General features: G+C 59.5%; 16 protein-coding genes and 3 pseudogenes. 16 read left to right on the top strand and 3 right to left on the bottom strand.

Annotation, left to right across the window (positions count from 1 at the left end; translation table 11 throughout):
* Window positions 1-48: 48 nt before the first annotated feature.
* The 6 genes from NO930_RS13545 (at window position 49) to NO930_RS13520 (ending at window position 8,043) form a co-directional block, all read left to right on the top strand.
* Window positions 49-423 carry a DUF7522 family protein gene (locus NO930_RS13545; protein WP_256403825.1) on the top strand — a complete coding sequence of 125 codons (375 nt, stop codon included), beginning with the start codon at window positions 49-51 and terminating at the stop codon, window positions 421-423.
* 249 nt (window positions 424-672) lie between these two features.
* Entirely contained in the window at window positions 673-2,724 is a 2,052-nt protein-coding gene (locus NO930_RS13540; RefSeq protein WP_256403824.1) for a GAF domain-containing sensor histidine kinase, read from the top strand.
* A 46-nt stretch (window positions 2,725-2,770) separates the two neighbouring features.
* The gene (locus NO930_RS13535; protein ID WP_256403823.1) at window positions 2,771-3,139 is read left to right on the top strand and encodes a response regulator transcription factor; all 369 of its coding nucleotides are present in this window, start codon (window positions 2,771-2,773) and stop codon (window positions 3,137-3,139) included.
* Window positions 3,140-3,193: 54 nt separating this feature from the next.
* A complete protein-coding gene (locus tag NO930_RS13530) occupies window positions 3,194-4,276 on the top strand; it encodes a hypothetical protein (RefSeq protein ID WP_256403822.1) in 1,083 nt (360 codons plus the stop codon).
* Window positions 4,267-5,670, top strand: a complete 1,404-nt coding sequence (locus NO930_RS13525) for a glycosyltransferase family 2 protein (RefSeq protein ID WP_256403821.1) — start codon at window positions 4,267-4,269, stop codon at window positions 5,668-5,670. The genes NO930_RS13530 and NO930_RS13525 overlap by 10 nt, the downstream gene beginning before the upstream one ends.
* Before the next feature lie 141 nt (window positions 5,671-5,811).
* Window positions 5,812-8,043 (top strand): glycoside hydrolase family 113 protein, encoded by a 2,232-nt coding sequence (locus tag NO930_RS13520; RefSeq protein ID WP_256403820.1) that lies wholly within the window; start codon window positions 5,812-5,814, stop codon window positions 8,041-8,043.
* A gap of 24 nt (window positions 8,044-8,067) precedes the next feature.
* Here NO930_RS13520 and NO930_RS13515 read toward each other — a convergent pair.
* Window positions 8,068-8,542 (bottom strand): annotated as a pseudogene (locus NO930_RS13515) (bifunctional sugar-1-phosphate nucleotidylyltransferase/acetyltransferase); the annotation flags it as partial.
* Window positions 8,543-8,810: 268 nt separating this feature from the next.
* Here NO930_RS13515 and NO930_RS13510 point away from each other — a divergent pair.
* The 5 genes and pseudogenes from NO930_RS13510 to NO930_RS13490 all read left to right on the top strand — a co-directional run bounded on the left by NO930_RS13510 (window position 8,811) and on the right by NO930_RS13490 (window position 14,680).
* Window positions 8,811-9,191, top strand: a complete 381-nt coding sequence (locus NO930_RS13510; RefSeq protein WP_256403819.1) for a DUF8025 family protein — start codon at window positions 8,811-8,813, stop codon at window positions 9,189-9,191.
* Between the two features lie 369 nt (window positions 9,192-9,560).
* Window positions 9,561-11,831, top strand: a complete 2,271-nt coding sequence (locus tag NO930_RS13505; RefSeq protein WP_256403818.1) for a PAS domain-containing protein — start codon at window positions 9,561-9,563, stop codon at window positions 11,829-11,831.
* Between the two features lie 94 nt (window positions 11,832-11,925).
* Window positions 11,926-13,587: a sensor histidine kinase gene (locus NO930_RS13500; RefSeq protein WP_256403817.1), complete on the top strand. Its 1,662-nt coding sequence runs from the start codon at window positions 11,926-11,928 to the stop codon at window positions 13,585-13,587.
* A gap of 221 nt (window positions 13,588-13,808) precedes the next feature.
* A complete protein-coding gene (locus tag NO930_RS13495) occupies window positions 13,809-14,309 on the top strand; it encodes a DUF7995 family protein (protein ID WP_256403816.1) in 501 nt (166 codons plus the stop codon).
* Window positions 14,310-14,315: 6 nt separating this feature from the next.
* A pseudogene (locus tag NO930_RS13490) lies at window positions 14,316-14,680 on the top strand (DUF7568 family protein).
* A 139-nt stretch (window positions 14,681-14,819) separates the two neighbouring features.
* Here the strand turns inward: NO930_RS13490 and NO930_RS13485 are convergent.
* Window positions 14,820-15,587 (bottom strand): annotated as a pseudogene (locus NO930_RS13485) (PAS domain-containing protein); the annotation flags it as partial.
* Window positions 15,588-15,765: 178 nt separating this feature from the next.
* Window positions 15,766-17,943 carry a methyl-accepting chemotaxis protein gene (locus NO930_RS13480; RefSeq protein ID WP_256403814.1) on the bottom strand — a complete coding sequence of 726 codons (2,178 nt, stop codon included), beginning with the start codon at window positions 17,941-17,943 and terminating at the stop codon, window positions 15,766-15,768.
* Between the two features lie 535 nt (window positions 17,944-18,478).
* On the opposite strand from NO930_RS13480, the gene NO930_RS13475 reads away from it, so the two are divergent.
* The 5 genes from NO930_RS13475 (at window position 18,479) to NO930_RS13455 (ending at window position 24,969) form a co-directional block, all read left to right on the top strand.
* On the top strand, window positions 18,479-20,272 hold the full coding sequence (locus NO930_RS13475) for a type II/IV secretion system ATPase subunit (protein WP_256403813.1): 1,794 nt from the start codon (window positions 18,479-18,481) through the stop codon (window positions 20,270-20,272).
* A gap of 3 nt (window positions 20,273-20,275) precedes the next feature.
* The gene (locus NO930_RS13470; protein WP_256403812.1) at window positions 20,276-22,504 is read left to right on the top strand and encodes a type II secretion system F family protein; all 2,229 of its coding nucleotides are present in this window, start codon (window positions 20,276-20,278) and stop codon (window positions 22,502-22,504) included.
* 2 nt (window positions 22,505-22,506) lie between these two features.
* Entirely contained in the window at window positions 22,507-24,108 is a 1,602-nt protein-coding gene (locus tag NO930_RS13465) for a DUF7289 family protein (RefSeq protein ID WP_425601452.1), read from the top strand.
* A gap of 109 nt (window positions 24,109-24,217) precedes the next feature.
* Entirely contained in the window at window positions 24,218-24,511 is a 294-nt protein-coding gene (locus NO930_RS13460) for a response regulator (RefSeq protein WP_256403810.1), read from the top strand.
* Window positions 24,512-24,579: 68 nt separating this feature from the next.
* Window positions 24,580-24,969 carry a PAS domain-containing protein gene (locus tag NO930_RS13455; RefSeq protein WP_256403809.1) on the top strand — a complete coding sequence of 130 codons (390 nt, stop codon included), beginning with the start codon at window positions 24,580-24,582 and terminating at the stop codon, window positions 24,967-24,969.
* Window positions 24,970-25,051: the final 82 nt, after the last annotated feature.

Here is a 25,051-nt window from a genome sequence, read left to right as displayed (position 1 = left end):
AGTCAATACCGACCACAGATTTACCACGTTACTCCGGGATAATGTCGTATGAAGAAACAAGCATCCCGGTTGACTGAGTTCTGCCAGACCCGTCTGGGTAATTCGTTACGTGCCGTGGGAGTCTACTCAGCCAACAATATTGAGATGATATTTGTCCGCGATGATTTGAATGAAAAGTATTCTGGTGATATACTTAATAACTTCATTAGCACTCCACAAGAAATTAAACACAACTTCCAGCTAATCGACGAAGGGATGGGCGAACCGGAGGCCAGTCTCCACTTGCTGGAGGCAGGCCTTATTGTCCAGTTACACTATCCCTCTGAGGGCCTGATCTTTATTTCTATGGAACAGGATGTTGGTCGCAACTTCACCCGATTCATACGCGAGTGTCGCAACCAGATATCTCAAGCTACTGATTGACCAATATACACGTTTAATGTGAACGCCTAATCTGGTCGTGGTGAAACATTCGTTCTCACGACCTCGAAGATGTGGAAGTAGGACACTCTGATTGACCTTCTCCTCCGCATACACGCGGAAGAGGTGTCAGTCAATATGTCAACACATTTTATACCAAGAGTCCGTGATCACGCCCATAGTGAACAATCATCAAGGTCGATTCCCCAACGTTTCGAGCGCCGAGCGGATGAGAGCCGGAAGACAAGCCCGATGACATCCGAAGAGTCTGCCGACGCAGCTGGACCCTCGGACGGAGCTCCATCGGATCGCTTCAAATCGGTCGTCGAGACGATGACCGATGGCGTGTTCGTGCTTAACGACGACGATACGATCACGTACGTTAACGCCGCGATCGAGTCGTTCGTCGGGATCGATCGCGAAACATTAGTTGGCGCGACATTCGACCGGCTCGTTGATGTCCGGGCGATCGACGCGGGAGAGTATGATCGATTTGTCGAGGCACTAGAGATCCTCCGCGAGGGCACACAACGCGAGTATCGAATGACAGTCGAGACGACGAGCGGGTCAAAACTAGAACTGCGGCTCTGCGGGCGGCAGGGATCGGGTGGTGGTAACGGGGTTGTCGGCACTGTTCGTGACGTGACGGACCGCGAGCGTGCGCTCGAAACCCTCGAACGACAGCAGGTGGCTCTCTACCGGCTGTACCAAGCTGATGTCAACACCGAACTGAGTGCCGAAGAGAAAATCGAGCAAGCGCTCGAGGTTGGCTGTGAGTTTCTCGATCTCCCGATCGGCTACTTGTCGTCTGTCGACGGAGAGACCCAGCGTTTTGACCGGGTTGTCGGGTTTGACGGGCTCGAAAATACATCGATGCCACTAAAATCGTCGTACTGTCGGCTGACGGTCACAAGCGACGACCCAGTGGCGATCCAAGATGCTGAAACGGACCTCGGGGCAGATGACCCAACGTACGTGGAGTCCGGAATCAGCTGTTACATCGGCACAAAGGTCCCGGTCAACGGAGCATTACATGGAACGTTCTGTTTCGCCGCGGCAGATGCCCGTGACCGGTCGTTTTCACCGAATGAACGTGAGTTCGTTCGGTTGCTCGGGCTCTGGGCCGGCCACAACCTCGAACGGCAGCGGACCGAACGGGTGCTTCGTCGACTTCACGAGGTGAGCGAGAATCTGATGCTGGCCGAGTCAAAGCTAGCAGTCGCCCAGATTGCGGTTGATGCCGCTGCCGAACTATTTGACCTGCCAATAACGGCCTGCTGGCAGTATGATGAGGCGACGGACTCACTCCAGCCGCTGGCAGCGACGGAGAACGCCCGCGAGCTTATCGAGGAGACGCCTGTCTTCGAGCGGGGCGAGGCACTCGTGTGGGAAAGCTTTGACACAAAGGAGGTTCGGTGGTATGAGGACCTCGCCGATGAGACGGACCCACATAACCCGGACACGCCGTTACGGTCAGAGATCCACATCCCGCTTGGCCATCGTGGAGTGATCGTGAACGGGGCAACGGAGCCCCGCACGTTCGAAGGCATCGACATCGAGAGTCTCACACTCCTTGGCGAGCTCGTCACAAACGCTCTCATTAATGTTGACCAGCAAGAATCGCTCGCGAGGCGTGGCGAAGCACTCCAACGACAGAACAAACAGCTCGAGGAGTTCGCCCACCTGGTAGCCCACGACCTGCGGAACCCCCTCGCTGGGGCGGTCGGATTCCTCGAAATCGCTCGCGAAACGCACGAGAGCGCTCATTTTGACCGGGTGAAGAACTCCCACAACCGGATGCAAGGACTTATCAACGAACTGCTTGATATCGCCCGCGGCCAGCGCACAGCCGTTGAGCCTCGCACCCTCTCTGTAGCAAGTGTTGTCACAGAGGCATGGTCGTACGTCGACGCACCGGAGGCGACGCTCTCGATCGCCGGCGACCTCGGACAAATAGACGCCGATGAGACGCGGCTGCTCCAACTGTTCGGAAACCTGTTCCGCAACAGCGTCGAACACGCCGGGTCGGAGGTCGACGTGGAGGTTGGCCCACTAGATGCTGGTGGGTTCTATGTCGTCGATGACGGTCCCGGACTTCCTGAGGGTGCGCGCGACGACGTGCTCAAGCTCGGAAAAACCCGTTCGGCGAAGGGAACCGGAATCGGCCTAAGCAGCGTGACCGACATCATCGAGGCGCACGGGTGGGAGCTTGCGATCCCGAACACGGCAGGCGGTGCCCGATTCGAAATCCGAACCGACGGAGCGACGGGAACGACTACCTCCATGCCGGAGACGGAAGGTTAATGAATTGTGTGGACGCGGATACTCACGAATACGTCGTGAGAACGATATGACACACGAAATCGTCATCGCTGACGACGATGATACAATCCGGGATATCGTTGAGTTCAAACTGAGCGGCGGTGACCGGTCTGTGACCGCGTTCGAGAACGGCCGAGAGTGTTGGGAGTATCTTGAATCGAGCGACCCCCCGGACTTGATTGTCCTCGATATCATGATGCCCGGACTCACGGGACTGCAGGTACTCGAGCGGGTCCGTGAGGCCGACAGCCTTTCGTCAGTCCCGGTGATTATGTTGACCTCTCGCGGACGGGAAGAGCACGTCGTCGAGGGATTCGAACGCGGTGCGACCGATTACATGACGAAACCGTTCAGTCCGAATGAATTGGTTGCTCGCGTCAGCAGCCGACTCCGATGAGTCGGTTCCGATGACCCCGACGAACGCACAAATGACCCAAATGAGGCAGCCCCGATGATCGCCAACACAGTACTTATTTGGACCGCCGGAGCGATCGCGCTCCTTGCAATTGGCGTCGGTGTCCTGACGCTGGGAGCGTCCGTCTGGATATACTACATCCAGGGGCGTAGCGAACGCGTTCAGACCGACCTTCGGTTGGAGCTATTTGAGCGGCTGTTCGCGGACGATCCGGACTGGAATGGCTGGATAGTGACGCTCTCACGGGTGGAGCGCGACCGCCTCAGAGTTCTGCTCGACGAGTATCTCCGGAAGTTGCGCGGAACCGAACACAGCCGGCTTCGCGAACTCGCATCAGCGATTGGGATCTTAGACCAGGCCATGCGCAACGTCGATCGAGGCCGTCACCCATTCCGCGCGCTCACGTGGCTTGCACTACTGAAGGAACCGGTCGACCCCGACCGGCTCACCTCGTCGGGGATGACGACGCCTCAACTCCGAGCTGGCGCCGCGCGGGTGCTTTACGAGAGCGATCATCCGGACGCGAGTGCGATCGGAACCAACCTGATCGTTGACAGCGAGTCGCTTACAGCGTTCGGGTTGGACACGCTCTATCGACTCAACAACGGGATCGAGACGCCGCTTCTGACGAGACTCGCCGAGGAGGCAGACAGCTGGGATGAGGGGTTGCTCGTCCAAGTGCTCATCGTCCTTCGATACTGTAATATTGGGGATGTACACGGCCGTCTTGACTGGCTGCCACCGCTTCTCACTCACACCTCACCGCGGGTCAGGGCAGCTGCTGTTGGCGTTGTCGAACGCCACGGCTGGCGAGGCGCGTATCAGTCGCAGATTGATATCGGTACGCTGCTTGAAGACTCCGAAGTCGCCGTCCGCCGCGACGTTTATTTGCTGCTCTCGTCGTGGAACACGGATCGGTCCGCGGCGTGGCTCCGCTGGGCGATCGCAACGGCCGACGAGACTGATGGCCTTGCACTCGCGAGGGCTCACATGTCGCACCCGCGAACCGACGTCACGAACTCGCCGGCGTGGTTAGCCCCGTTCGTTGATTGGGTGCTCGCCGACGAGGCGGTTGGACGACGTCGACGGATGTGGGGTGTTTCCGCTGCATGGTCGTAGACACGCTCCTCACGGCGAGCACCTGGTTCTTCGTCAGCTATTTTGTCCTGATCAACGGCAGCTACTTGTTGATACACCTCGCGGCGCTCGTTGGGATCCGGCAGAACCGCCGCGAGCAGCGCGTCACCCCGGCCTACGACATCCACGAAAGTCCGGTGATTCCGGGGATCGCGATTGTCTTGCCGGCGTACAACGAGGGGCCGGTTGTCGCGTCCAGCGTTCGGTCGCTGTTGAGCGTTGAGTATCCAGACTTTGAGATCGTCGCTGTCAACGATGGGTCGACCGACGACACGCTCGATCAGCTCCGAAACGCATTCGATCTCGAACGGGTCGACGCTGAGTACCCCGTTGAGATCCCCTGTGAGCCGATCCGAGATGTCTACCGCGCGTCTGACGCCGATCTCGTCGTCGTCGACAAGGAAAACGGTGGGAAGGCAGACGCGCTCAACGCTGGCGTGTTTTTCACTGACCAACCGTTGTTCTGTGCGATCGATGCCGATACGGTGATCGAACGGAGCGGCCTCATCGAGATTGTCCGGCCATTCCTCCGTGATCCTGAGCAGATGATCGCAACCGGCGGCACGGTCAGGGTCGCGAACGGCTGTACGATCCGTGACGGCGTTGTCGAACGCGTCCGTCTGTCAGGGTCAGCGCTGGTCAATCTTCAGACGATGGAGTATCTCCGAGCGTTCCTTGCCGGTCGGATCGGACTGAGTGTAATGAAGAGCCTGCTAATCGTTTCGGGCGCATTCGGACTGTTTCGAACGAACGCAGTCCGCGAAATCGGCGGCTACTCGACTGACACGATCACTGAGGATATGGAACTTGTCGTCCGGCTCCACCGTCATTTTGGCGACCTCAACGAGGCGTACCGAGTGGAGTTCGTCCCTGATGCCGTTGTCTGGACTGAGGTGCCGGAATCCCGACAAGTGCTCGGCCGCCAGCGGAGCCGATGGTACCGGGGATTGATCGAATCCCTCCTGTTACATCGTAGGATGATCGGCCGGCCAAAGTACGGTGTCATCGGACTCGTCGCGCTCCCCTTTTTTGTCCTCGTCGAGTTTTTCGGCCCGCTGATCGAGGGACTCGGATATCTGCTCGTCCCGATCGCGTTTCTGCTCGGGCTGCTTAATGGCCCCTTCTTTTTGTTGTTTGTCGCCGTCGCCGTCGGTCTCGGGACGCTTATGTCGTGGCTCAGCGCGTTCAGCGAGGTGTATGGATTCCGGCAATACGTCCACCCGCGTGATATCCTCGGAATTTTGTTCTACGGCGTGGTCGAAAACGTATTGTTCAGACAATGGAAGGCGTTCATCGCGTGGAAGGGACTCGTCCAGTTTCTCCGGGGTGACACCTCGTGGGGAGAAATGACGCGCGTGGGACTCGAACAAGAGTAGAGCGGTCTTTTGACAACCTCCCCCGACAGAAGTCGGAGGTTCCCTGTTATTCCTCTGTGACTCCCGTGTACCGCAGTCGGGATGGAGCCGAGTGGAGGCGGCTGGGCCAGCATTATATCCGTTCGACGAGTGAGACTCGGTGTGCGCAGACGTCGATTTCTCAGCCGTGTCGGAGCGGCGGGCGCGGTCGGGACTGCCGGCTGTGGATTCCGCGGTGACGCGGCGTCCTCAGAGGTTGACGACCGACCTCGTCGCGTTCGGATCGGTGAATCGGGGTTCGAAGTCGCGGTCGGTGACGACCCGTTCACCGACATTAATGTCCGCGGCGTGAACCTCGGGATGGCCAAGCCCGGCCGGTTCCCCGGCGAGGCAGCGATCACTCGGGCAGAGTACGACCGCTGGCTGGGGCTGATGGGCGAGTTGAACGTCAACGTCGTCCGCGTGTACACCGTCCACCCGCCCGCATTCTACCGGGCGCTTGCGGCGTACAACCGCGCGCACGCTGAGCCCATCTACGTCCTCCACGGCAACTGGATCGGCGAAGAGACGCTCCGCGATGCCGGCGACGCGACCACGCTGTCGGCCGCCTTCGACCGCTCGATGCGACAGGTCGTCGACGCCGTCCACGGCGCGACGACGATCGAACCGGAACCGGGGTACGCGAGCGGGACCTACGATGCGGACGTGAACGACGCCGTCCTCGGCTACGTCATCGGCATCGAGTGGCCGCCGGCGGTCGTCCGCGAGACGAACCGGGTGAACGCGCCGGACGGCTACGACGGCGAGTTCCTCACCGCGCCGGACGGATCTCCGTTCGAGGCGTGGCTCGCGGCCCGCCTCGACGCCGCGGTCACATACGAGACGAGCGAGTACAACGCACAACGCCCCGCGGCGTTCACGAACTGGGTGACGACCGACCCCCTCAAACACCCCTACGAGCCGTTCCTGAACGAGGACGCGGTCTCCGTCGACCCAGACGCGGTCATCGCGACCGACGCGTACGATGCCGGGACGTTCGCCGCTTACCACGTCTACCCGTACTATCCGCCGCTGTTGAACGAGACACCCGCGTACGTGAACTACGTTGACCACCGCGGCGAGCCGAACAGCTACGCCGGCTACCTGAACGACCTCGTCGACGCGACCGACCACCCGCTGCTCGTTGCTGAGTTTGGCGTGCCGTCCTCGCGTGGCATCGCTCAGCGCGACGTTCACGGCCGTGATCAGGGCCGGCACACCGAGACCGAACAGGGCGAGATCCTCGCCGCGATGTACGAAGACATCCAGGAGGCTGGAACCGCGGGCGGGGTCGTGTTCAGCTGGCACGACGAGTGGTTCAAGCGGACGTGGAACCTCGCGCCGTTCTCGGACCCGAACCGTCGGCCGTTCTGGTCGAACGTCCAGACGCCGGAACAGCGGTTCGGACTGCTCGCCTTCGACCCGGCGAACGCCGTCCCGCTCGACGGGTCGCCCGGCACGTGGAGGGACGCAACCGCCGCGATGCCTCAACGCGATCCGGTCCGCCTCAGCGACGGCGCCGACGCGGCGCGCGAGCTGACGGCGGTCCGGGTCACGAGCGACGCGGCGTACCTTAACGTCCGGCTTGAACTCGCGGGACTTGACGGCGAACTGGACTGGAACGCGACCAACTACCTCCTCACGGTCGGGACCACCGACCCCGGCGCGCGGGCGCTCCCGTACGAGGTCGGCGCAGCGGCGCCCGCCGACTTCGTCGTCCGGCTTGGCGGCCCTGACCACTCAAGGGTGACGGTATACCCCCGTTATGACGCCTTCGCATACGAGTACGGCACGGCAGCTGGCTTCGATCTCGACCGGTATCGCGACCCCGAGCCCGGCGCGTTCGCGCCGCTCTGGCTGGTGATTAACCGCGGCTACACTGTACCGGTAGCAAACGAGCGCGTCCCCTTCGAGTCGGTCGAGACGGGGCGGCTCCGCTACGGTAACGGCAATCCCAAGACGTCGGACTACGACTCGCTCGCGGATGTCCACGTCGCCCCGTCGAGCGACGCGATCGAGCTCCGGATCCCGTGGCAGCTGCTCAACGTTGCCGACCCGAGCCGCCGGCGGCGGCTTGGCGACTTCTGGTCAGCGGGACTCGACGGCTACGAGACGTTCGAGTCGATCGATGTCGCCGCCGCGTCGTACGTCCCGGCCGACGCCGACGGGACGGCGCGGCCGCTCGACGCGCCGACGAATCTCACGCACGCGGTTCCGGGCGTCGCGGACGGCGCGCTATCCTCTCTCGGGTTCAAGCCGCCGACGTGGGAGCGCCCGGCGTACAGCGAACGGCTCAAAGAGTCGGCGGACGCGGTCGGCGACGTCTTCGAGCGGTACGCGCGGCGAGACGAGTGATCCCGACCCCGCGTCGAGCGTGCGCTACTCCGAGCGTCGGTCGCGCGTCAGCGCCTCGCCGGGCCCCGTCGTTTCGCCGGCGCGCAGTACGTCACCCGCGTTCAGCGCGGCGTTGATCCCCGTCTTCGCCTCATCGACGACGATCACCCCAGTTTGCGGCGCCCGGTGTCGACGCAGCCGCTTTTTATGCCCGCCGGACGTTCTTGTCGTTGTGGCGGAGGTTGGCGACGTTCGTCCCCGCGCCGAAGTTGACCGCGCGGCCGAGCACCGAGTCGCCGACGTACGAGATCGAGCCCACCGAGGCGCTGGCCGTCAGTACCGAGTTCTTCACCTCGATCGAGTGGCCGACGTGAGCAACGGGGCCCACCACGGTCGCCCCGCGGACTTAGGCGTTCGGACCGACGTCGGCGCCCTCGTGGATCAGTGCCGGCACCTCGACGTAGGCTGCCGATCGGACCCGCGCGCCCTCCTCGACCGCGACCGAGCCGTGGAGGTGGACGCCCCCGCGACGGTGGCAGAGGTCTGTTTGCGGTCACTCGGTTGTAAATTGTCGACGACCAACCGTCTCGACCGACACCGCTCACTCCTGACCGACTCGCGCCCTCTATACAGCACGGTTGCTAAATCCTATCATCGGTAGAGGACTCCAATATGGCTAATTCGATCTGTTTTGTGGCAGCTGCCATTTTTATGAGCCAGAATGGGTGAGTCCCGCTGTAGGCTCGTGATTCGATGGCCTCAGACGACTCCCGTTCCACGACTGCGAGTTGGATCCCGAGGCGGTCCTTGGGACACACACCTTCGAAGACGTCCTGTTCACCGACGAGACGGAAACCCCGGTGAACGTGCTCACCGGTGAGACGCTCGCACATTCGCGAATGACTGTCAAGGAAGCGACGGCGTTCGTTGCGAGTATCGACACGAACACGCTGCAAATCGCGCTCCCCGCATCCCTCGAGACGCAAGTCGAAACCCAGAGCAAGCCCTACACCTCAGCTGCGTTCTTCCACTTCAAGGCGACATGCTCTCTCGAACGCCACCGTGCCTACCACGCCGCCTACGAGGCGGACGCATTCGTCGTCGACTTCGAGGCCGACTACGAGTCGGGCAATCTGACGATCACCGTCGAGCGGACAGACGATTCCTGACCGCGATCCCGCGAAGCGAGTTTTTCGAGCGCCGGCGAAGGGTGCCGGCGCACCGAGCAGACAGAGCCAAGCAGCGCCCGGTGAGTTGGTTTTCCTAGATGGTTGTGATATAGAATTAATCTAGTATATTATGATGTGTTAACATCTGTCCCGAATTCTTCAGCCGAACATACTTCTGTTTGTGAGCGTTTTAATATTATGTTATGTCTCCGGATCGACCAATCACCCCCATTCGAGATTGTACCTTACTCGATAACAGTTGGTGTTACTGGTCGTATTCGACCCCAAGGTCGTTTCCAGCAGTGGGTGAGAGTCACGATCGTACTGCCAACAGCAGGGTTCAAGGGTGAGGCAATGACAGGTGGTGATTTGACTCCCGACGAGGCGCGCCAGCGACTCTCCGAGATTATGGATCGTGAGCTGCCATTCGTCGAAAAGGCAGAACAGGCGCTCGAACTCGGGAAGGCGTATTTAGGCGTCGATAACGGGCACATCACGAAGATTGACCCCCACACAAACTACTGGGAATCGGTCAGCAGTACAGACGCGGAGGGGCCGCTTGCGGCCGGTCAGATATATGATCTCCGGAACACATACTGCCGGCGCACGCTCCAGCAGGACACGTCGATCGCACTCCATAACGTCCCAGCGCAAGGGTGGAGCGATGACCCCGCCTACGAGACCCACGGGCTCGACTGCTATCACGGGACGGAAATCACCATCGACAACGATACGTACGGGACGGTATGTTTCGTCTCTGATACGGCACGCGAGCCGTTCACAGCGGCTGAAACGATGTTCACCGCACTCATCGCCCGCTCGCTCGAACACGACCTGCAACGACGACAACAGAAGAACGAACTGACCCGGCAATCGAATCTTGCGACGGTTCTCAACCGCGTCCTTCGCCACAATTTCCGGAACAGCCTCACCGTGATTCGCGGACGAGCCGAACGCATCGCCGAACAGTTTCCGGCCAGTCCGGAGACACAATCGCTTATCGACCAAACCGACCGACTCCTCAACCTCAGCGAGAAGGCGCGCGTGCTCGAATCGGTTATCGTCGAGGAGTTCGACCGGGAAGAAACCAGTCTCCGGTCGCTCCTTGACCGCGTGATTCACGACGTCAGCCCCGAGTTTCCGGACGCATCGATCACTCTCAAGGAGGCGGACGACGTGACGCTCGCCGTGCGGCCCGATCTGGAGCGAGCCCTGTACGAACTCATCGAAAACGCTGCCAAACATACGGGAGCGGCCCCCACTGTGACCGTCTCGGTGGAAGCGGTCCCGAATGCCGTGCGGATCCGGATCGACGACAACGGGGCCGGCCTTGCCGAAATCGAACAACAGGTGCTGACCGAGGGGACTGAGACGCCGCTCGAACATGGAAGTGGGCTTGGTCTCTGGCTGGCCTACTGGATCGTGACAAGCCACGACGGGACAATCGAGGCGACCGTTACCGACGATGGCACTTGTATGAGTATCGAGTTGCCCCGAACCACGACTACCACCGCACAGGACGTGCACGAACGCGACGAGCCAACTCTCTCGCGCGTTCAAAATAAATTCCGAGCGGTGTTCGACGAAGCGTCCGACGCGATCTTGATTGCCGACGATGACGGCCGCTATATCGAGGTAAACGAACGCCCAGCCGACCTGTTCGAACTCCCGAAACCGTCCCTGCTCGGCCGGTCGATCCGTGAGTTCGTCCCCGATGATCTCGACTTTAACGAGACCTGGGTGGAGTTCCAAGCGACTGACCGGGACCGTGGGACGTTTCCGATCGTCACCGCAAACGGAACCGAGCGGATCGTCGAGTACAGCGCGAAGCCGAACGTCGTCCCCAGGCAACACCTCTCGATTCTCCGGGACGTCACCGAGCGCGAAAAGCGAAAAGAAGAGATCGAACTGGCCGAAACCGTCTTCCAGAACACTCAAGACGCGATCTTCCTGATCGACGTCATCGAACCGGAGGAGTTTCGCGTCCAGCGCGTCAACAGCGCCTACGAGGAACTGACGGGACTCACGGGTACCAAGATCCAGGGAAAGACGCCCCAGGAGATCGTCGGCGAGGAGATCGGTGCCACTATTGAGTCGCAGTACCGCCGGTGCGTCGACCGCCAGGAGACGATCCAGTACGCCGAGGAGATTCCAGTCGACGGTGACCAGCGATATTGGGAGACGAAGCTCACCCCCGTCATCGACGACGGTGCGGTCGTGAAGTTGGTCGGGGCGATGCGGGATGTCACGGCACGCCGCAAGCGTATCGAGGAACTGTCGCGACTCGATACCGCGTTAGAGACTGTTCTTGCGAATGTACCGGTGGTCTTCTGGACGACCGACGACGAAGGCGTGTTCACCCGCTCGCAGGGGGGTGCGCTCGCAAAACTCGGGCTGGAAGCGGGTGAGGTAGTCGGTGACTCGCTGTTCGATGTCTTCGACGACCATCCCGACATCAAAGCGCAGGCTCGGCGGGCACTCGACGGGGCCGCGGTGACCGCGACCAACACCGTCGGCGACGCTGTGTTCGAGATATGGTTCCAGCCGGTTCGGGGCGACGACGAGAGATTCCTCGGGACTGTAGGCCTCGCCTACGATGCGACGGACCGCGATCACCGGTCGGAGGCACACACGGAATGAGCGACCACGATCCGTGCGACGGCGAGCGACCGAGCGGGCGCGAAGCGACGCGATATGCTCGCCCCACGAGGAGGACAATCATCGCCGAAAAACTGTGGACTGCCCCACCGAGGACCACATGATGTCGGCTCCTTTCGCGACGATGACACCACTTTTTGCTGGGCTCGTCTCCGTCTTCATCGCTGCGTCGGTCGCTTGCTTTGTGAGCGTCCGCCGTGCCCGCCACATCGAAGACCCGGACACGCGTTGGGGACTCGTGGCGCTCCTCGTGACGAGCGGCGGGTGGGCGTTCATCCAGGCCGTCTTCCTAGTCGTCCCGTCTCAGGAGCTTAAAACCGCGACCTACGTCGTCGGGCTTATTGTTGGGTTCAGTACGATCGGCCCATGGCTGTATTTTTGTTCGGCGTACACCGGCCGGTCACTCCATCGAGACCGGACGATCCAGCGTGTCGCCGTAGCCCTTTTCGTCACTGTCGCTCTGGTCAAAGTCACGAATCCGCTCCACGGGCTCTACTTCACGGCAACGGTCGTCGCCACACCGTTCCCGCACCTCGCCGTCCAGAACGGACTGCTCCATTGGGTTGTGGTAGGGTTCGCGTACGTCCTCGCCGCCGTCGGCTACTTTATGCTCTTGGAGTTGTTCTGGCAGGTCGGCAGCGACGCGACACCGTTGGTCGTGTTGGTCGGCCTCACCGGCCTGCCGATCATCCCCGATCTCGTCGGGACGGTGAGTCCTCGACTTCCGGACATCACCTACGAACCCCTGGGTGTGGCGCTGTTTGCGCTTGGGGTGCTCTATCTCTACTTGGAGGAGTTCCAAGCCGTCCAGTTGACTCGAGGACGCGAGGATCCGGTAATCATGCTTGACGACGACGACCGCATCCGCGAATATAACGCGGCCGCGAGTGACCTGTTTCCCGCGTTGGAAAAGGGCGGGCAGATCGACACTGCTGTACCCAAGCTCACCGAACGGCTCGCGGCCGATGACGGGGTCGTCGAAGTCGACCGCGTCGGCGGGCTGCGGTATTATCAGCTCTCATCCACCCCATTTACGGCCGATCTAACTCGGCTGGGACAAATGATCACACTGACGGATATCACGGACCGAGAGGAGTACCGGGCGGAGCTGGAGCGCCAGAACGAACGGCTCGAACAGTTCGCGAACACCGTGTCACACGACCTCCGGAACCCTCTCAACGTCGCGGACGGTCGACTCAAACTCGTCCAGGAGGAAGTCGACAACGAACACCTGGACAAGATAGCCGACGCACATGCCCGGATCGAAGAGCTGATCGAGGAGATCCTCACGCTCGCACGCCAAGGCCAGCCCATCGGGGAGACAGAACCAGTCCAGCTGTCAGCAATCGCCCGCGAGTGTTGGGAACTGGTGGACACAGCCGATGCAACCCTCAGTATTGAAGATGATGTGACGGTAGCGGCAGATCCAGATCGGCTCCAGCAGCTCCTAGAGAATCTCCTTCGGAACGCGGTCGAACACGGTGGCGACGCCGTTGCGATTCGTCTCGGCCCGCTCGAGGACGGACCGGGATTCTATGTTGCCGATGACGGTGACGGAATCGCCGAGACTGAGCGCGACCAGGTCTTCGAGTCCGGGTATTCGACTGCGACGGACGGCACTGGATTCGGGCTTGCAATTGTTTCTGAGATCGTTGATGCCCACGGGTGGACGATCCGGGTCACCGAGAGCGATACTGGTGGTGCTCGATTCGAGATTCGAGAAGACAGTACATCGTAATCATTCACTAGCCGGTCAGTCAAGTATTCGGTCAGTACGCTTCATTATCTATCAAATATTTCTGTATTGTATGAATTGAATCCGCGGTCATAGAATGTGAGGCCAGCTACGTGAGATTTATTGAACTGCTGTTGTCTCCATTAGTTGTCTATTCGCGCCGGCGAGAGACTGGCGCGCGTCGGAACTGGTCGTCAGCTCCGACGAGCGTCGGAGTGATGCAGATGCATATGGTCATCTACGCGCTCGTAGAGGCATCGACAAAAGACGAAGCTTTGGCTACTGGGAAGACGGTATTCAATCACTTAGTCGGGGTTGAGTCGCATTCCTGTGCCGTCTTCGATTACTTCGTAACCTTTGACGAAGAGGATACGACGGTCGCCGGGAAGGCCCGCTGGGGAGACCTACCGACGGCAGCACCCGTCAACTCAGAGGAGGGCAGTGAACTGCTCGATCGAGCCTGGAACGCCACAAAGGAAGAGTTCCAGCGAAATCTCGACCGCGTGAAGGAGGCGCTCGACGAGCTCAGCGACGAGGCGATCATGCGCGACGAGGACCTCGCTCGCCACGCGTTCCACCAGGTCGGTGCCTACGAGGGGCCATCAATCCCGATGTACGACCAGCACGCGATGGGGATTCGCCATCGCGATCAGCTCGATCGTGTCCTCGAGGAAGAGGAAGACAGCCAGACACTCTGGATTGTCCCCGCAGACGTCCACTTCTGACTGACAATACCCAGAATCACCAACTGGTCCCGGGAGAGTCGTACACCAACACTCGCGTATCGAAACACCGAGACTGGAGCACGAGCCGTTCTACACCGGGCACCAAATTCATACCGGTACAAGTGGCGCGGGGCGATCCTCGTCGACGGCTACCCAATCTGGTCGCGAGGCTTCGAGACGAAGGAGGCGACGACGTTCCGGGATGCACTTCGGGAGGGCCAGCGCCCGAACTGAACTGTCCGGAGTGTCCGACCGACGACGTCCTCGTCGGCGAGAAGACAGCTGATGGAGCAAAGGTACAGCGCTGGTACGACTGTCCGGACTGTGGGTACGAAGCCCCATCGCGCATCGTGTACGTCGCCGCGCGCTAATTGATGTGTGCGTATCTGCCAACCGCTTCCTCCGCTGAGCATTTTACTACTTTTTTGTTGTTCGTTTGGTGTATTCGATGATACCGTTGCGATTTGCAGTTTAGATCGAGTCAACCGGCGATTCGTCGGCACGCTGGGGCTTGTGAAGCTGCTGTTCGCATTCTTTATGATCGGTAATCTCTCTAAACAGCGAAAGGACAGAGACGACATCACCGCTTTCGTCGGTGATAATTCTGTTATGAAACTCACAGACGATGCGCTCTCCGTCTTTGCGGACGTTTTGATCAACGCTGTGATAGCCACCTTCGGCGGCTGCCAGCGCGTCAGTAACCTTGTCCACATCCTCATAGCTATTTTTACTGACAATCTTCTCCCACGTTTCCCCCTCGAGGTCTGCCTCCGTGTAGCCGAGGATTTCTTCGCCCGTCTCATTCAGACGGACGATATTCAGATCACTATTAAATTCTAAGATGCCGAGCGGTGACTGGTCGATTAGTAATGAGAGCCGTTTTTGGCTCGCTTCGAGGGCACGCTGAGTCCGATTTTGCTCGACCACGTTCGTGATTCGATTTGCCAAGATAGTATACTGATCCGTCCCGCTTTCTTTCTGGAGGTAATCGGTTACACCGGCAGAGATTGCTTTGCTCGCGACTTCCTCCGACCCTCTCGCCGTATAGAGGATAAATGGGAGGTCCGGATGCATTTCACGTACCTGCTCGAGAAATTCGATACCGTTGTACTCGGGCATATCGTAGTCGGAAACGATACAATCGGTACCATGAGCCGCGAGGTACTCAACTGCGCCCTCAACATGTCTCTCAGTATGGACAGACAGTAAATCATGCTCCTGTTCGAGAAAGATTTCAGCCAGATCGAGTAGATTTTCGTTGTCATCTACACAAAGCACATGGACCTGATTAGCCCTATTGAGTACACCCGTCTGTAATTCGGATTCGTCTTGTAGTGCCTGATTTTCGGTTTTTGTGTTGGGTGGTGTTGGACCAATATCTGTCATTTTTATTTTTGTGACCAGAGACGTATATTATTACTGTTTATTTTAATTACCACCGTGTTTATATTCGCTATTATTGACCGTCACTCTGTGTTACTTCCTGATCCTCACCTCCATCTGTCGCACTGACCGTCCGCGTCGCGCTTGGTGTCCCGGTTGTTGCCGCGTCGGTTGTTACTGTAGTGTCGAGTTCGAACTTCGCAACCTGCTTGCGGAGCGTCTCTGACGCCACGGAGAGCTGCTCCGCAGTTGACGTGTCCGAGAGAGTCGATAGATGATCGGCCGTTTCCGCCACCTCCGACAGAGACGATGTTTGCTCTTCGGTCGCCGCCGAAACTGTACTCGCCTCGCTTGCCGTTTGATCGCTCACGCTCGCTACCTCTTCGACTGTCGACACTACCTCCTCGGTCGAAGCAGCTTGATCGTCGGTCGCACTGCTGATCTCTTGGACACCAGATTCGGCTTCGTCGACTGCCTGTGCGATTTCGTCGAACATCTCGATCGCGTCCTCAATCGTTTCCGCGCCTCGATCGACGCGTTCGGTCATCTGCTCCATCCCCTCAACGGTCTCGGTCGTCGTCGATTGGATGTCTTCAATCTGGGTTTCGATTTCGGTCGTGGCCTCTCCCACTTCCTCGGCGAGTGTTTTGATTTCGTCTGCGACAACGGCGAACCCTTCGCCAGCTTCACCGGCGCGGGCTGCCTCAATCGAGGCGTTCAGCGCAAGCAGGTTCGTCTGTTCGGCGATATCCGTGATGAGGTCGACAATTTCGTTTATTTCGGCGATTTTGTCATCGAGCGTTCTGACCTGCGTAGCAGCTTCAGCCGCCTGCGATTCGATCGCAGTGATCTCTTCAGTTGCCTCGGAGGCCGCCGCTTGCCCCTCGAGACCGCGCTCGACAGCGTTCTGTGCGGTCATACTTACTTCTTCAGCCGACGAAGCGACTTCCTCGACAGCTGCCGACAGATCGCTCATTTCGTTAGCCACACTTTGGAGGTCGTCACTTTGTTCGTTGGCTCCGGCGCTGATCTCCTGAACCGATCGTGCGACATCTTCGCTTGCTTGCTGGAGTTCATCGACGGAAGTCGCGACTTCGGCACTCGCCTCGTCAAGCTCTGCCGCGGTCGATGCTGTCTCCTCGCTGGCCGCTGCGACCTCGTCGGTGATCCGCTGGACAGCCACAAGACTCTCGTTGAGTTGGCCGATTCCAGCGTCGAGTGACACGAGGATTTGGCCATAGTAGCCGGGCAGATCCGTGTCGATGTCCTGATTGAGGTGACCTTCCTGCAGGTTCTCGCTGGCGATCCTTATTTCTTCGAATCCGGCGACGACTTGATTGGCACCGCGATCCAGATTAGTCATAATCTCGCCGTACAGCCCCGGAAAGTTCGTCTTCCGCTCGCGGGTGCGAAGTCCATCGTCGCCGGTTGCCAGATCAGTACTGAACGTATCGACTTCTTCGAACACCTTTTTGAGGTTCGCCTGCATTTCTCGGAAAGAATCGATCATACGACCGAGCTCGTCGTTTTCGACGTGGTCGTCGATGTCGGTACTGAAATCGCCGTTGCTGGCGGCAACGGTGGCCTCAGTGAGTTGAGAGACTGGAGATGTGATCCGCTTAGCGACGAATAATCCGATTGTAATTGCTACGACAAACGCCCCGATTGTGAGTCCGAGAATCCCCATCTGTGCCGTTTGGGTCGTGCTATCAGCAATCGCTACTTGAGATTCCAGATCAGCCTGAGCTGATTCCTCGATTGCGTGTGCCTGGTCTTCCATCGGGGTTCTCAACGACTCCATTTCGTCGGCCGTCTGAGTGGCTAATTCAGTGTCACCTTCTTGTTGCGCTTCAAAGAACTCATTTCCGAGCGCATTATACTCCTCATGTTGAGATATGAGGGTTGAGAACCGCTCTTCCTGTTGAGGGCTCAACTCCGCTTCTTCGAGATGTTGTGCCTCTTCGTTGAACTGTTGACTAGCTTCCTCAAACTGCTGCTGCGCGTTTGCATCACCAAGTTGGGCGGCCTGTATCGCACCACGCTGCTGTTCGATAGCAACAATCATCTCCGCACTCGCGTCCATTTTCTGTCCATCTTCCGCTATGAGGTGTGCTTCCTCGTCAACGGCGGCAACCGAAGTGTAGCCGATCGCCCCGGTAGCGGCAACTAGAACGGAGATAATGACAAAAGCAAGTATGATTTTCGGTCGGAGATCTACGCTGCGTATGCGAACGTTGTCAAGCATGCTCATACGTCAAATAATAAGACATACATATGAACGTTAAGTTCAAGATATTATATGTGATAACTCAGGTTGTATGTACTGATAGAGTACGTCGGCTTCCGCGTCGGCGGCGATAACCAGTGGCTGCTATCGCCACTGAGTGTACAACAGCGGGCGACGATAACAGATTTGAACAGGGATGGGCTACGTTCAATCGCATCACGAGACGACCAGTACTCTAAGCGCGATCTAGTACGTCTCAAGCAATTTTAAACCGAAAAGCAAGCTTCCAGAACACATGTCCCGGTAAACCGTCTCAGGGTCAAGCCTCGGGGTATCCGCCTTGTCTGTCGATAAATTGACACCAGCTCGGGGGTCTCAGCAGTGATTCTAGCCAGTACTAGGAGACATACCCCTGACAAAACAGGAGCTGGCGGATCTCTTAGCTCATCTAGGACCCAATCTGACGAGACACGGACCAAGCTACTTTACCAACGGCAGTATTAACCCCAATAACTATCCGATGCGTGACAGTCAGGATCCGGGACATCAAGGCGAGGCAATGGAGTCCATCGTCCCTGATGCCGACGACGAAACTACCTCGCTCTCGACTGACCCGAAGACGGCGACTGCTCAGGAGAGTAGTGTCGAGCCAGTTGAGGCGGACGACGCGACCGAACAGTCGTCAGCAATCGCCCCGACCGAACCCGACTCGAAAGGGGAGATTCGCGATGCGATTCTTGAGGCGGTCAAAACCTCGTTTGAGCAGCTTGCCGAGGACGCCTATCCGGGGCGCCCATCCGAGGAATTCATCGATCAGGAATTTTTCGATTTTAGCTATCTCGACGAGTACGAGGAGGTCGAGCGGTACTGGGTGAACCGACCGTTTGCGTACGCCACGATTCTCTACGACGAGGACACCAACACGAACCGCTACCATGTGATCGAACCCGACCTCGACGAGTTCGAGGAGTACGTCCGCGAGGATCTCATCCGGGCCCTCCGAAGCGATCTGATGTACAAGGAGTTCGAGGACACCAGCGATCGCGCAGCCGTCTTTGACGCGGAGGTGCCCCGCGTGATGGAGGAGCACGCCGCGACGATCGCGGACGGCTCTCTCCAGCAGTTGCTCTACTATCTGCGACGCGACTTCGTGAACTACGGCAAGATCGACCCGATTATGCGCGATCGCCACATCGAGGACATCTCCTGTGACGGCACGGGGATGCCGGTGTTCGTCTACCATCACGGCTACCGCGACCTGCGGACGAACCTCACCTTCAGCGAAGAGCGCCTGAGTGCGTACGTCGTCCGACTAGCCCAGCGGGCTGGCAAACACCTCTCAGTCGCCGACCCGCTCGTCGACGCGTCGCTCCCAGACGGATCCCGCGTGCAGTTAACGCTCGGCGGGGAAGTCACGACAAAGGGATCGAACTTCACGGTGCGGAAGTTCGCGGAGGTGCCGTTCACGCCTATCGACCTCATCAACTGGGGGACGTTCTCGCTCGAACAGATGGCGTATCTCTGGGTCGCCGTCGAAAACAACGCCTCGCTGTTGTTCGCTGGCGGCACCGGATCGGGCAAGACGACGAGTCTCAACGCAGTCTCGATGTTCGTCCCGCCGGAGAGCAAGGTCGTCTCCATCGAGGACACCCCCGAGATCACGCTCCCGCACGACAACTGGATCCAGAACGTGACTCGCGAAGGCGTGACGGCCGGCGGCCGCGGCTCGGTCGGGATGTTCGATCTCCTGCAATCGGCGCTGCGCCAGCGTCCCGAATACCTCGTCGTCGGTGAAATCCGCACGGAACCCGAAGTTGCACTCACGTTCTTCCAGTCGATTGCGACCGGGCACACAGCCTACACCACATTCCACGCTGACTCGGTCCAAGGGCTGTTGAGCCGACTGGAGAACGAACCGTTGAACGTCCCGGCACAGATGCTGAGCAATCTCGATATCGTCTCGATCCAGCAACAGACGACCCAAGACGGGACGCGCGTCCGACGGAACCGGGGACTCGTTGAGTTAGCCCGTGATCCCGACGACCCGACCAGCGTCAAAACACACGACGTGTTCCGTCGAGACCCGAGCACGGACACGTTCAGCCAGGAGAACAGCTCGAACGTCCTCGGGCAGATTGCCGACGAGCGGGGCTGGACGCCGGGGCGAATCGAAACCGCGCTGGACCGACGCGAAGAGGTACTCGACTATCTTCTCACAGAGGAGATCACCGCCTACGAGGACGTCGCCCAGGTGATACAGGGATTCATTCGAGATCGACAGTATATTCTTGACGAGGTGCGGGCTGGGGAACTCGATCCTGACGATATCGCGGTTATGGAGGACGACGATTGAGCCGTGACCGGACACGACCGTTCGGAGACTGACTCCTCGCCCGAGGCCACCGACCCAGCCTTCCGTGAGCCTGGACTCGACGAGGCGACCGCTGAAGCCGTTATCGACGATGCCTTCGACGACGGAAGCCACGACGCCGCCAAACCCGCGACCGACACCGCCCAAGAGGAGACAGATGACACTGCAGAGTCCGAACCAGAACCGGAGCCGGAAGAAGCGATCAGCGACCCACTCACCGAAGAGCGCGAGCTCGGCGAGGCTGAACAGGCGACGCTCCGTGAGGCCTACGGATACGTCAGGGCGTTTTTCAAAGCCCGGCCCACCCGCTATCGAGGCCTCCAGCGACGCCTCAAACAGGCGCGTGTCAGGGACACCTACGACGAGTACCTGACAGATAGCATCAAAGCTGCGGTGGTCGCTGGGTTCGTCGCAGGGATCGTCGCTAACGCCCTCGTGGCAGGGATCGCGCTGACAACGGGACTCGACGTCCTCGAACCACTCTTGGGTGCCACAGGACCGCTTCGGGGCGTTGTTGTTGCCAACCCGCTGATTGGTGCCGCGCTCCTCGTGCCATTGTTGTTTTCCCTCACCACCGCCGGAGTTGTCTGGGCGGGACGCAACTACTACTATCCACGGAGCGTCGTCGCCGCTCGCCGGCGAAGTATCTCGCTGAACCTGCCGTATGCGATCACGTTTATGTACGCCCTCTCCAGCGGTGGGATGACCTTTGACGAGATCTGTCGACGGCTCGGCGACAACGACCAAGTGTACGGCGAGGTTGCCAACGAGTTCGATGTCGTTGTCCGAGAAATCGACCTGTTCGGCAACGACCTCTTGCAGGCGCTCAGTAACCTCCGACAGCTGACGCCGAGCGACGACCTGCGGCGGTTCCTCGACGACCTCCTCGGGGTGCTCGAATCCGGCGGTGATCTCGAGACGTTCCTCGAGGAGGAAGCCGAGGAATACCTCGACAGCGCACTCGAAGAACAGGAGTCGTTCATCGACACGCTCGGCGGGCTGAGCGAGGTGTTCGTCATCGGGTTCGTCGCCGCACCGCTGTTTCTCATCGTCGTGTTGATGGTCGTGAGCTTTCTCGGCGCCGACACCGTCGACATCATCGCCGCGCTCGTGTATCTCGTCTTCCCGCTGGCGATGGGCGGCTTCCTACTCGTCGTCGACCTGCTCTCGCGCCCCTACGAGGAACCGACTGCGAACCTATCGATCGAGGACGAGCGGATGATTGCCACCGAGCAAGTCGCGGACGATCCCCGCTTCCCGGCCTACCAGCGGACGAAACGGGAGACCGGACTCCGGGCGTTTCTGGCCGATCCCTTCCGGGCGTTTCTGGCCGATCCCTTCCGGGCGATCCGGCGGCGACCCTCGCTCTCGCTTGGGATCACGATCCCGCTCGGTGGCGCAGTCGTGGGGGTCGCCATCTGGACGGGAATTGTGTCACCCAGTGTCTCGGGATTCCTCGCCACGCCGCTTCGGACGACGGTCGGGCTCGTCGTCGGACCGCTGATCGCAACGACGGCACCGGTGATGGTACTCCACGAGCGCGAACGCCGCCGAACACAGACAATCACCGAGCGGTTCCCCGATGTGTTGAACATCCTTGCGAGTGCGAACCAGATGGGCGTCGACATCGTCGACGCCTTCGAGTTGGTGACACGGTGGGCCAGCGGGACGCTCGCCACCGAACTCGAGAAGGTTCGAAACGACATCGCCTGGAACCACGATCTGACACGGGCACTCCTGGATTTCGCCGACCGACTGAACGTGCCACAGCTGAGCCGGACGATGACGCTGATTGCCGAGGGGAGTCGGTCGAGCGGCGATATCGCCGGCCTGGTTGAGATCGCGGCCACCGATACGCGATCCCGAGAGAAGTTGGCCCGGGCCCGCCGCCGTGAAGTCGGCTCGTACGTCGCCATCGTCGTCGTCGGGTTTCTCGTCTACCTGCTGGTCATCGTCATGGTGAGTGCGAGTTACCTCGCGCCGATCGCCGAGATCGCAGCCAGCTCCGAGGGCAGTGGCGGGCAGGGAGCGGTGTCGCTGGGGGCAATTCCGGTCGAGACCTATCGACTGTTGTTCCTGCATTCGGCACTGATCCAGGGCTTCGGGAGCGGGCTCATCGCGGGGAAACTCGCCGAAAATGACGCTCTTAGCGGGCTAAAATACGGATTGGCACTTGTCCTGCTCACGATCGTGGTGTTCTTCCTCCTGGTGTAACCATGTCTGACTCATCCACTTCACCTCGGCGCTCGCAGCCACCACGGTCTACGAATTGTCGCACCGACCGTCGGACACTCCGGGCTGCCGACCGTGCCGTCTCACCGGTTATCGGCGCAATCCTGATGTTCGCTTTAGTGCTCGCGTTGCTGGCCATCCTCCAGACGACGGCGGTGCCCGCACTCAACGAACAGCTCGAATTCCAGCACAACGAGCAGGCTCAAGACGAGATGGCCGACCTCGCCACGGTCATCGAGGGGGTCGCGGCGACGGGGTCCGATGAAACGGCGTCGGTCAGCGCCGGGCTCCGCTACCCGCCGCGAATGTTCTTCATCAATCCGCCGCCTGCCAGCGGGACCGTCCGGACGACCGACACCGCGACCATCGAGATCGACAACGCCCGCGCGACGGGTGAGACGGCCGACTACTGGGACGGGTCGGGGACGTCGTTTGAGACGCGGGCGGTCGTGTACGCGCCGAGCTACAACGAGTACGCCAACGCCCCGGACACGGTCGTCGAACCGTGGGTCGTGTACAACCGCTTCGAGGACGCTCGACTGGCAGTCACCGAGCAAGATCTCGTCGATGGTCGCCGCCTCACGCTGACGACGCTTCGTGGAGAACGCACCACGTCCCGAACGGACCGCCTCTCGATTGGGATCGAACCGACGAGTGCGCCGGCCCGCACGGTAACCGTTCGAGCCGACGGCGACCCGATGCGCATAACGATTCCGACGGAACTCACCGAAGACGAGTGGGAGGACCTCCTCGCCGCGGAACTCGATCCGGCCGGCGACCCGGACAACGATCGGTACGTGACGAGCATCGACTGCACACAGGCACCGCCGGCGCCGTGTGGCCGGCTCACACTCACGCTCGAGCCGGGCGCGACGTACGAACTCCAGCTTGCTGCCGTCGCTGTTGCCGGCGGGGTTCCCGAACCCCCCGCGACGTATCTCACCGACATCGCAGGGAACGCGACTGCGATCCCCGAAACCGGGAGTCAGAAACTCGTCGTCCAAGCTCGCGATCGCTTCGATAACCCCGTCAGCGGGGTCACGGTCACTGGAAGCGTGGACGGTGATGGCAGTCTTCGCCCCGTTGACGCCACCACCGGCACCGGCGGTCAGGCAACCTTCGTGTACGAGGCTCCCGAAACTGTCGACGAGAGCCAAGACGTGACCGCGACGCTTGCCTTCGGCGGCGGGGGACAACCACGACAGGAAGTCACCTTCTCAGTTCGCGTGATGGATATCGATGGGTCCGGAAGTAACGGCAGCGGAAACGGGACGGCTCCAACGGTGACGATCACGAACGTCGACGCGAACACGGCGGGCGCACAGGATCGCTTCCAGGTAAGCGTCGACGCGATCGACCCAGACGACGACCTCGATCGCATCGAGTTTGCACTTCGGGACCCGGACACAGGAACAGTCATCGATTCGGTAACAGCGAGCGTGGGTGGCGGGTCCGACAGCGCGGCTGAGCGACTCACCGCAGCCGGTGGCGACCGCGTCGACGAATACCGGATCGTCGTGACCGCAGTCGACAGCACGGGCAATACGGGTGGAGACGACCGGACAGTTTCCGGGAGTGGGTCCTGAGTCGCGTCCGGTCCAGTTACTTCTGCGGTTTTGTATTGTAAGCAAAAATCATGCGCGACAAACACTCCTGCCGCCATATTCATAACCGTCAATATCCTTCTCAAGAATAATGGAAGAGCTCAATCGTCTATCAATCCTTCACGTCGATGACGATCCTGAATTAGGGGCGCTCGTGAAAACATACTTAGAGCGTGAATCTAGCGGTATCGACTGTTCAGTTACAGCTGAACGCGACCCCGAGAAGGCATTAGAACTTCTCGCCTCCGCTGAGTCTGCGTTTGATTGTATTATCAGCGACTACAATATGCCGCAAATGAACGGCATCGAGTTTCTCAGTGCAGTTCGTTCATCTTGCCCCAAACTGCCAGTTCTCCTTTTTTTGGCGAGGAAACCGCAGATATAGCCGCAGAGATCATCCAAGCAGGGGTTACGGACTATTTACGAAAGGGTTTTGGAACCGACCAGTACACGATGTTGATTCGCCGCGTCAGTCACGCTATCGAATCAGATGGTCAATTTGACCCTGAAGCAGAGACTGAGCTTGATGGAGTCGGTGTTGTTGGAGCAGACGAACACTTCAAGGAGGCTGACGAAACCTATGCCTCATTATATGGGTATACTGCAGAGGAGATCGAGGGGAAACACTGGACCGAACTACACCCCGAAGAAGAAGTGAAACACATCCGGACACATGTACTCCCTGTCGTCCGGAGTGGTGGAGAGTGGACCGGTCGGAGTAAAGGGCTTCGGGAAGACAATACGACGTTTATTGAATCCAAGATGGTGACTGCGATGGACGATGGGAGGTTGCTGATCGCTGTGTCTGAATCTACCGACTTGGAATCCGGGAGCGACAAGTAATTTCTGCGAGTCTAATAATTTGCCACATCTATCGAGTATTTTTAAAAAGAGTCAAAGAGCGTATACGACACGCGAACGATAC

The organism is Halorubrum salinum (genome assembly GCF_024494575.1).
Lineage (GTDB): Archaea > Halobacteriota > Halobacteria > Halobacteriales > Haloferacaceae > Halorubrum > Halorubrum salinum.
The sequence above is the reverse complement of the archived record's forward strand: the minus strand, read 5'-3'. Positions and strand labels throughout refer to the sequence as shown.

Bases quoted from the DNA above. Each gene is read 5' to 3' on its own strand.
- NO930_RS13545 (WP_256403825.1), top strand. From the start codon at position 49: ATGAAGAAACAAGCATCCCGGTTGACTGAGTTCTGCCAGACCCGTCTG.
- NO930_RS13540 (WP_256403824.1), top strand. From the start codon at position 673: ATGACATCCGAAGAGTCTGCCGACGCAGCTGGACCCTCGGACGGAGCT.
- NO930_RS13535 (WP_256403823.1), top strand. From the start codon at position 2,771: ATGACACACGAAATCGTCATCGCTGACGACGATGATACAATCCGGGAT.
- NO930_RS13530 (WP_256403822.1), top strand. From the start codon at position 3,194: ATGATCGCCAACACAGTACTTATTTGGACCGCCGGAGCGATCGCGCTC.
- NO930_RS13525 (WP_256403821.1), top strand. From the start codon at position 4,267: ATGGTCGTAGACACGCTCCTCACGGCGAGCACCTGGTTCTTCGTCAGC.
- NO930_RS13495 (WP_256403816.1), top strand. From the start codon at position 13,809: ATGCATATGGTCATCTACGCGCTCGTAGAGGCATCGACAAAAGACGAA.
- NO930_RS13480 (WP_256403814.1), bottom strand. From the start codon at position 17,943: ATGAGCATGCTTGACAACGTTCGCATACGCAGCGTAGATCTCCGACCG.
- NO930_RS13475 (WP_256403813.1), top strand. From the start codon at position 18,479: ATGGAGTCCATCGTCCCTGATGCCGACGACGAAACTACCTCGCTCTCG.
- NO930_RS13465 (WP_425601452.1), top strand. From the start codon at position 22,507: ATGTCTGACTCATCCACTTCACCTCGGCGCTCGCAGCCACCACGGTCT.
- NO930_RS13460 (WP_256403810.1), top strand. From the start codon at position 24,218: ATGGAAGAGCTCAATCGTCTATCAATCCTTCACGTCGATGACGATCCT.
- NO930_RS13455 (WP_256403809.1), top strand. From the start codon at position 24,580: ATGTTGATTCGCCGCGTCAGTCACGCTATCGAATCAGATGGTCAATTT.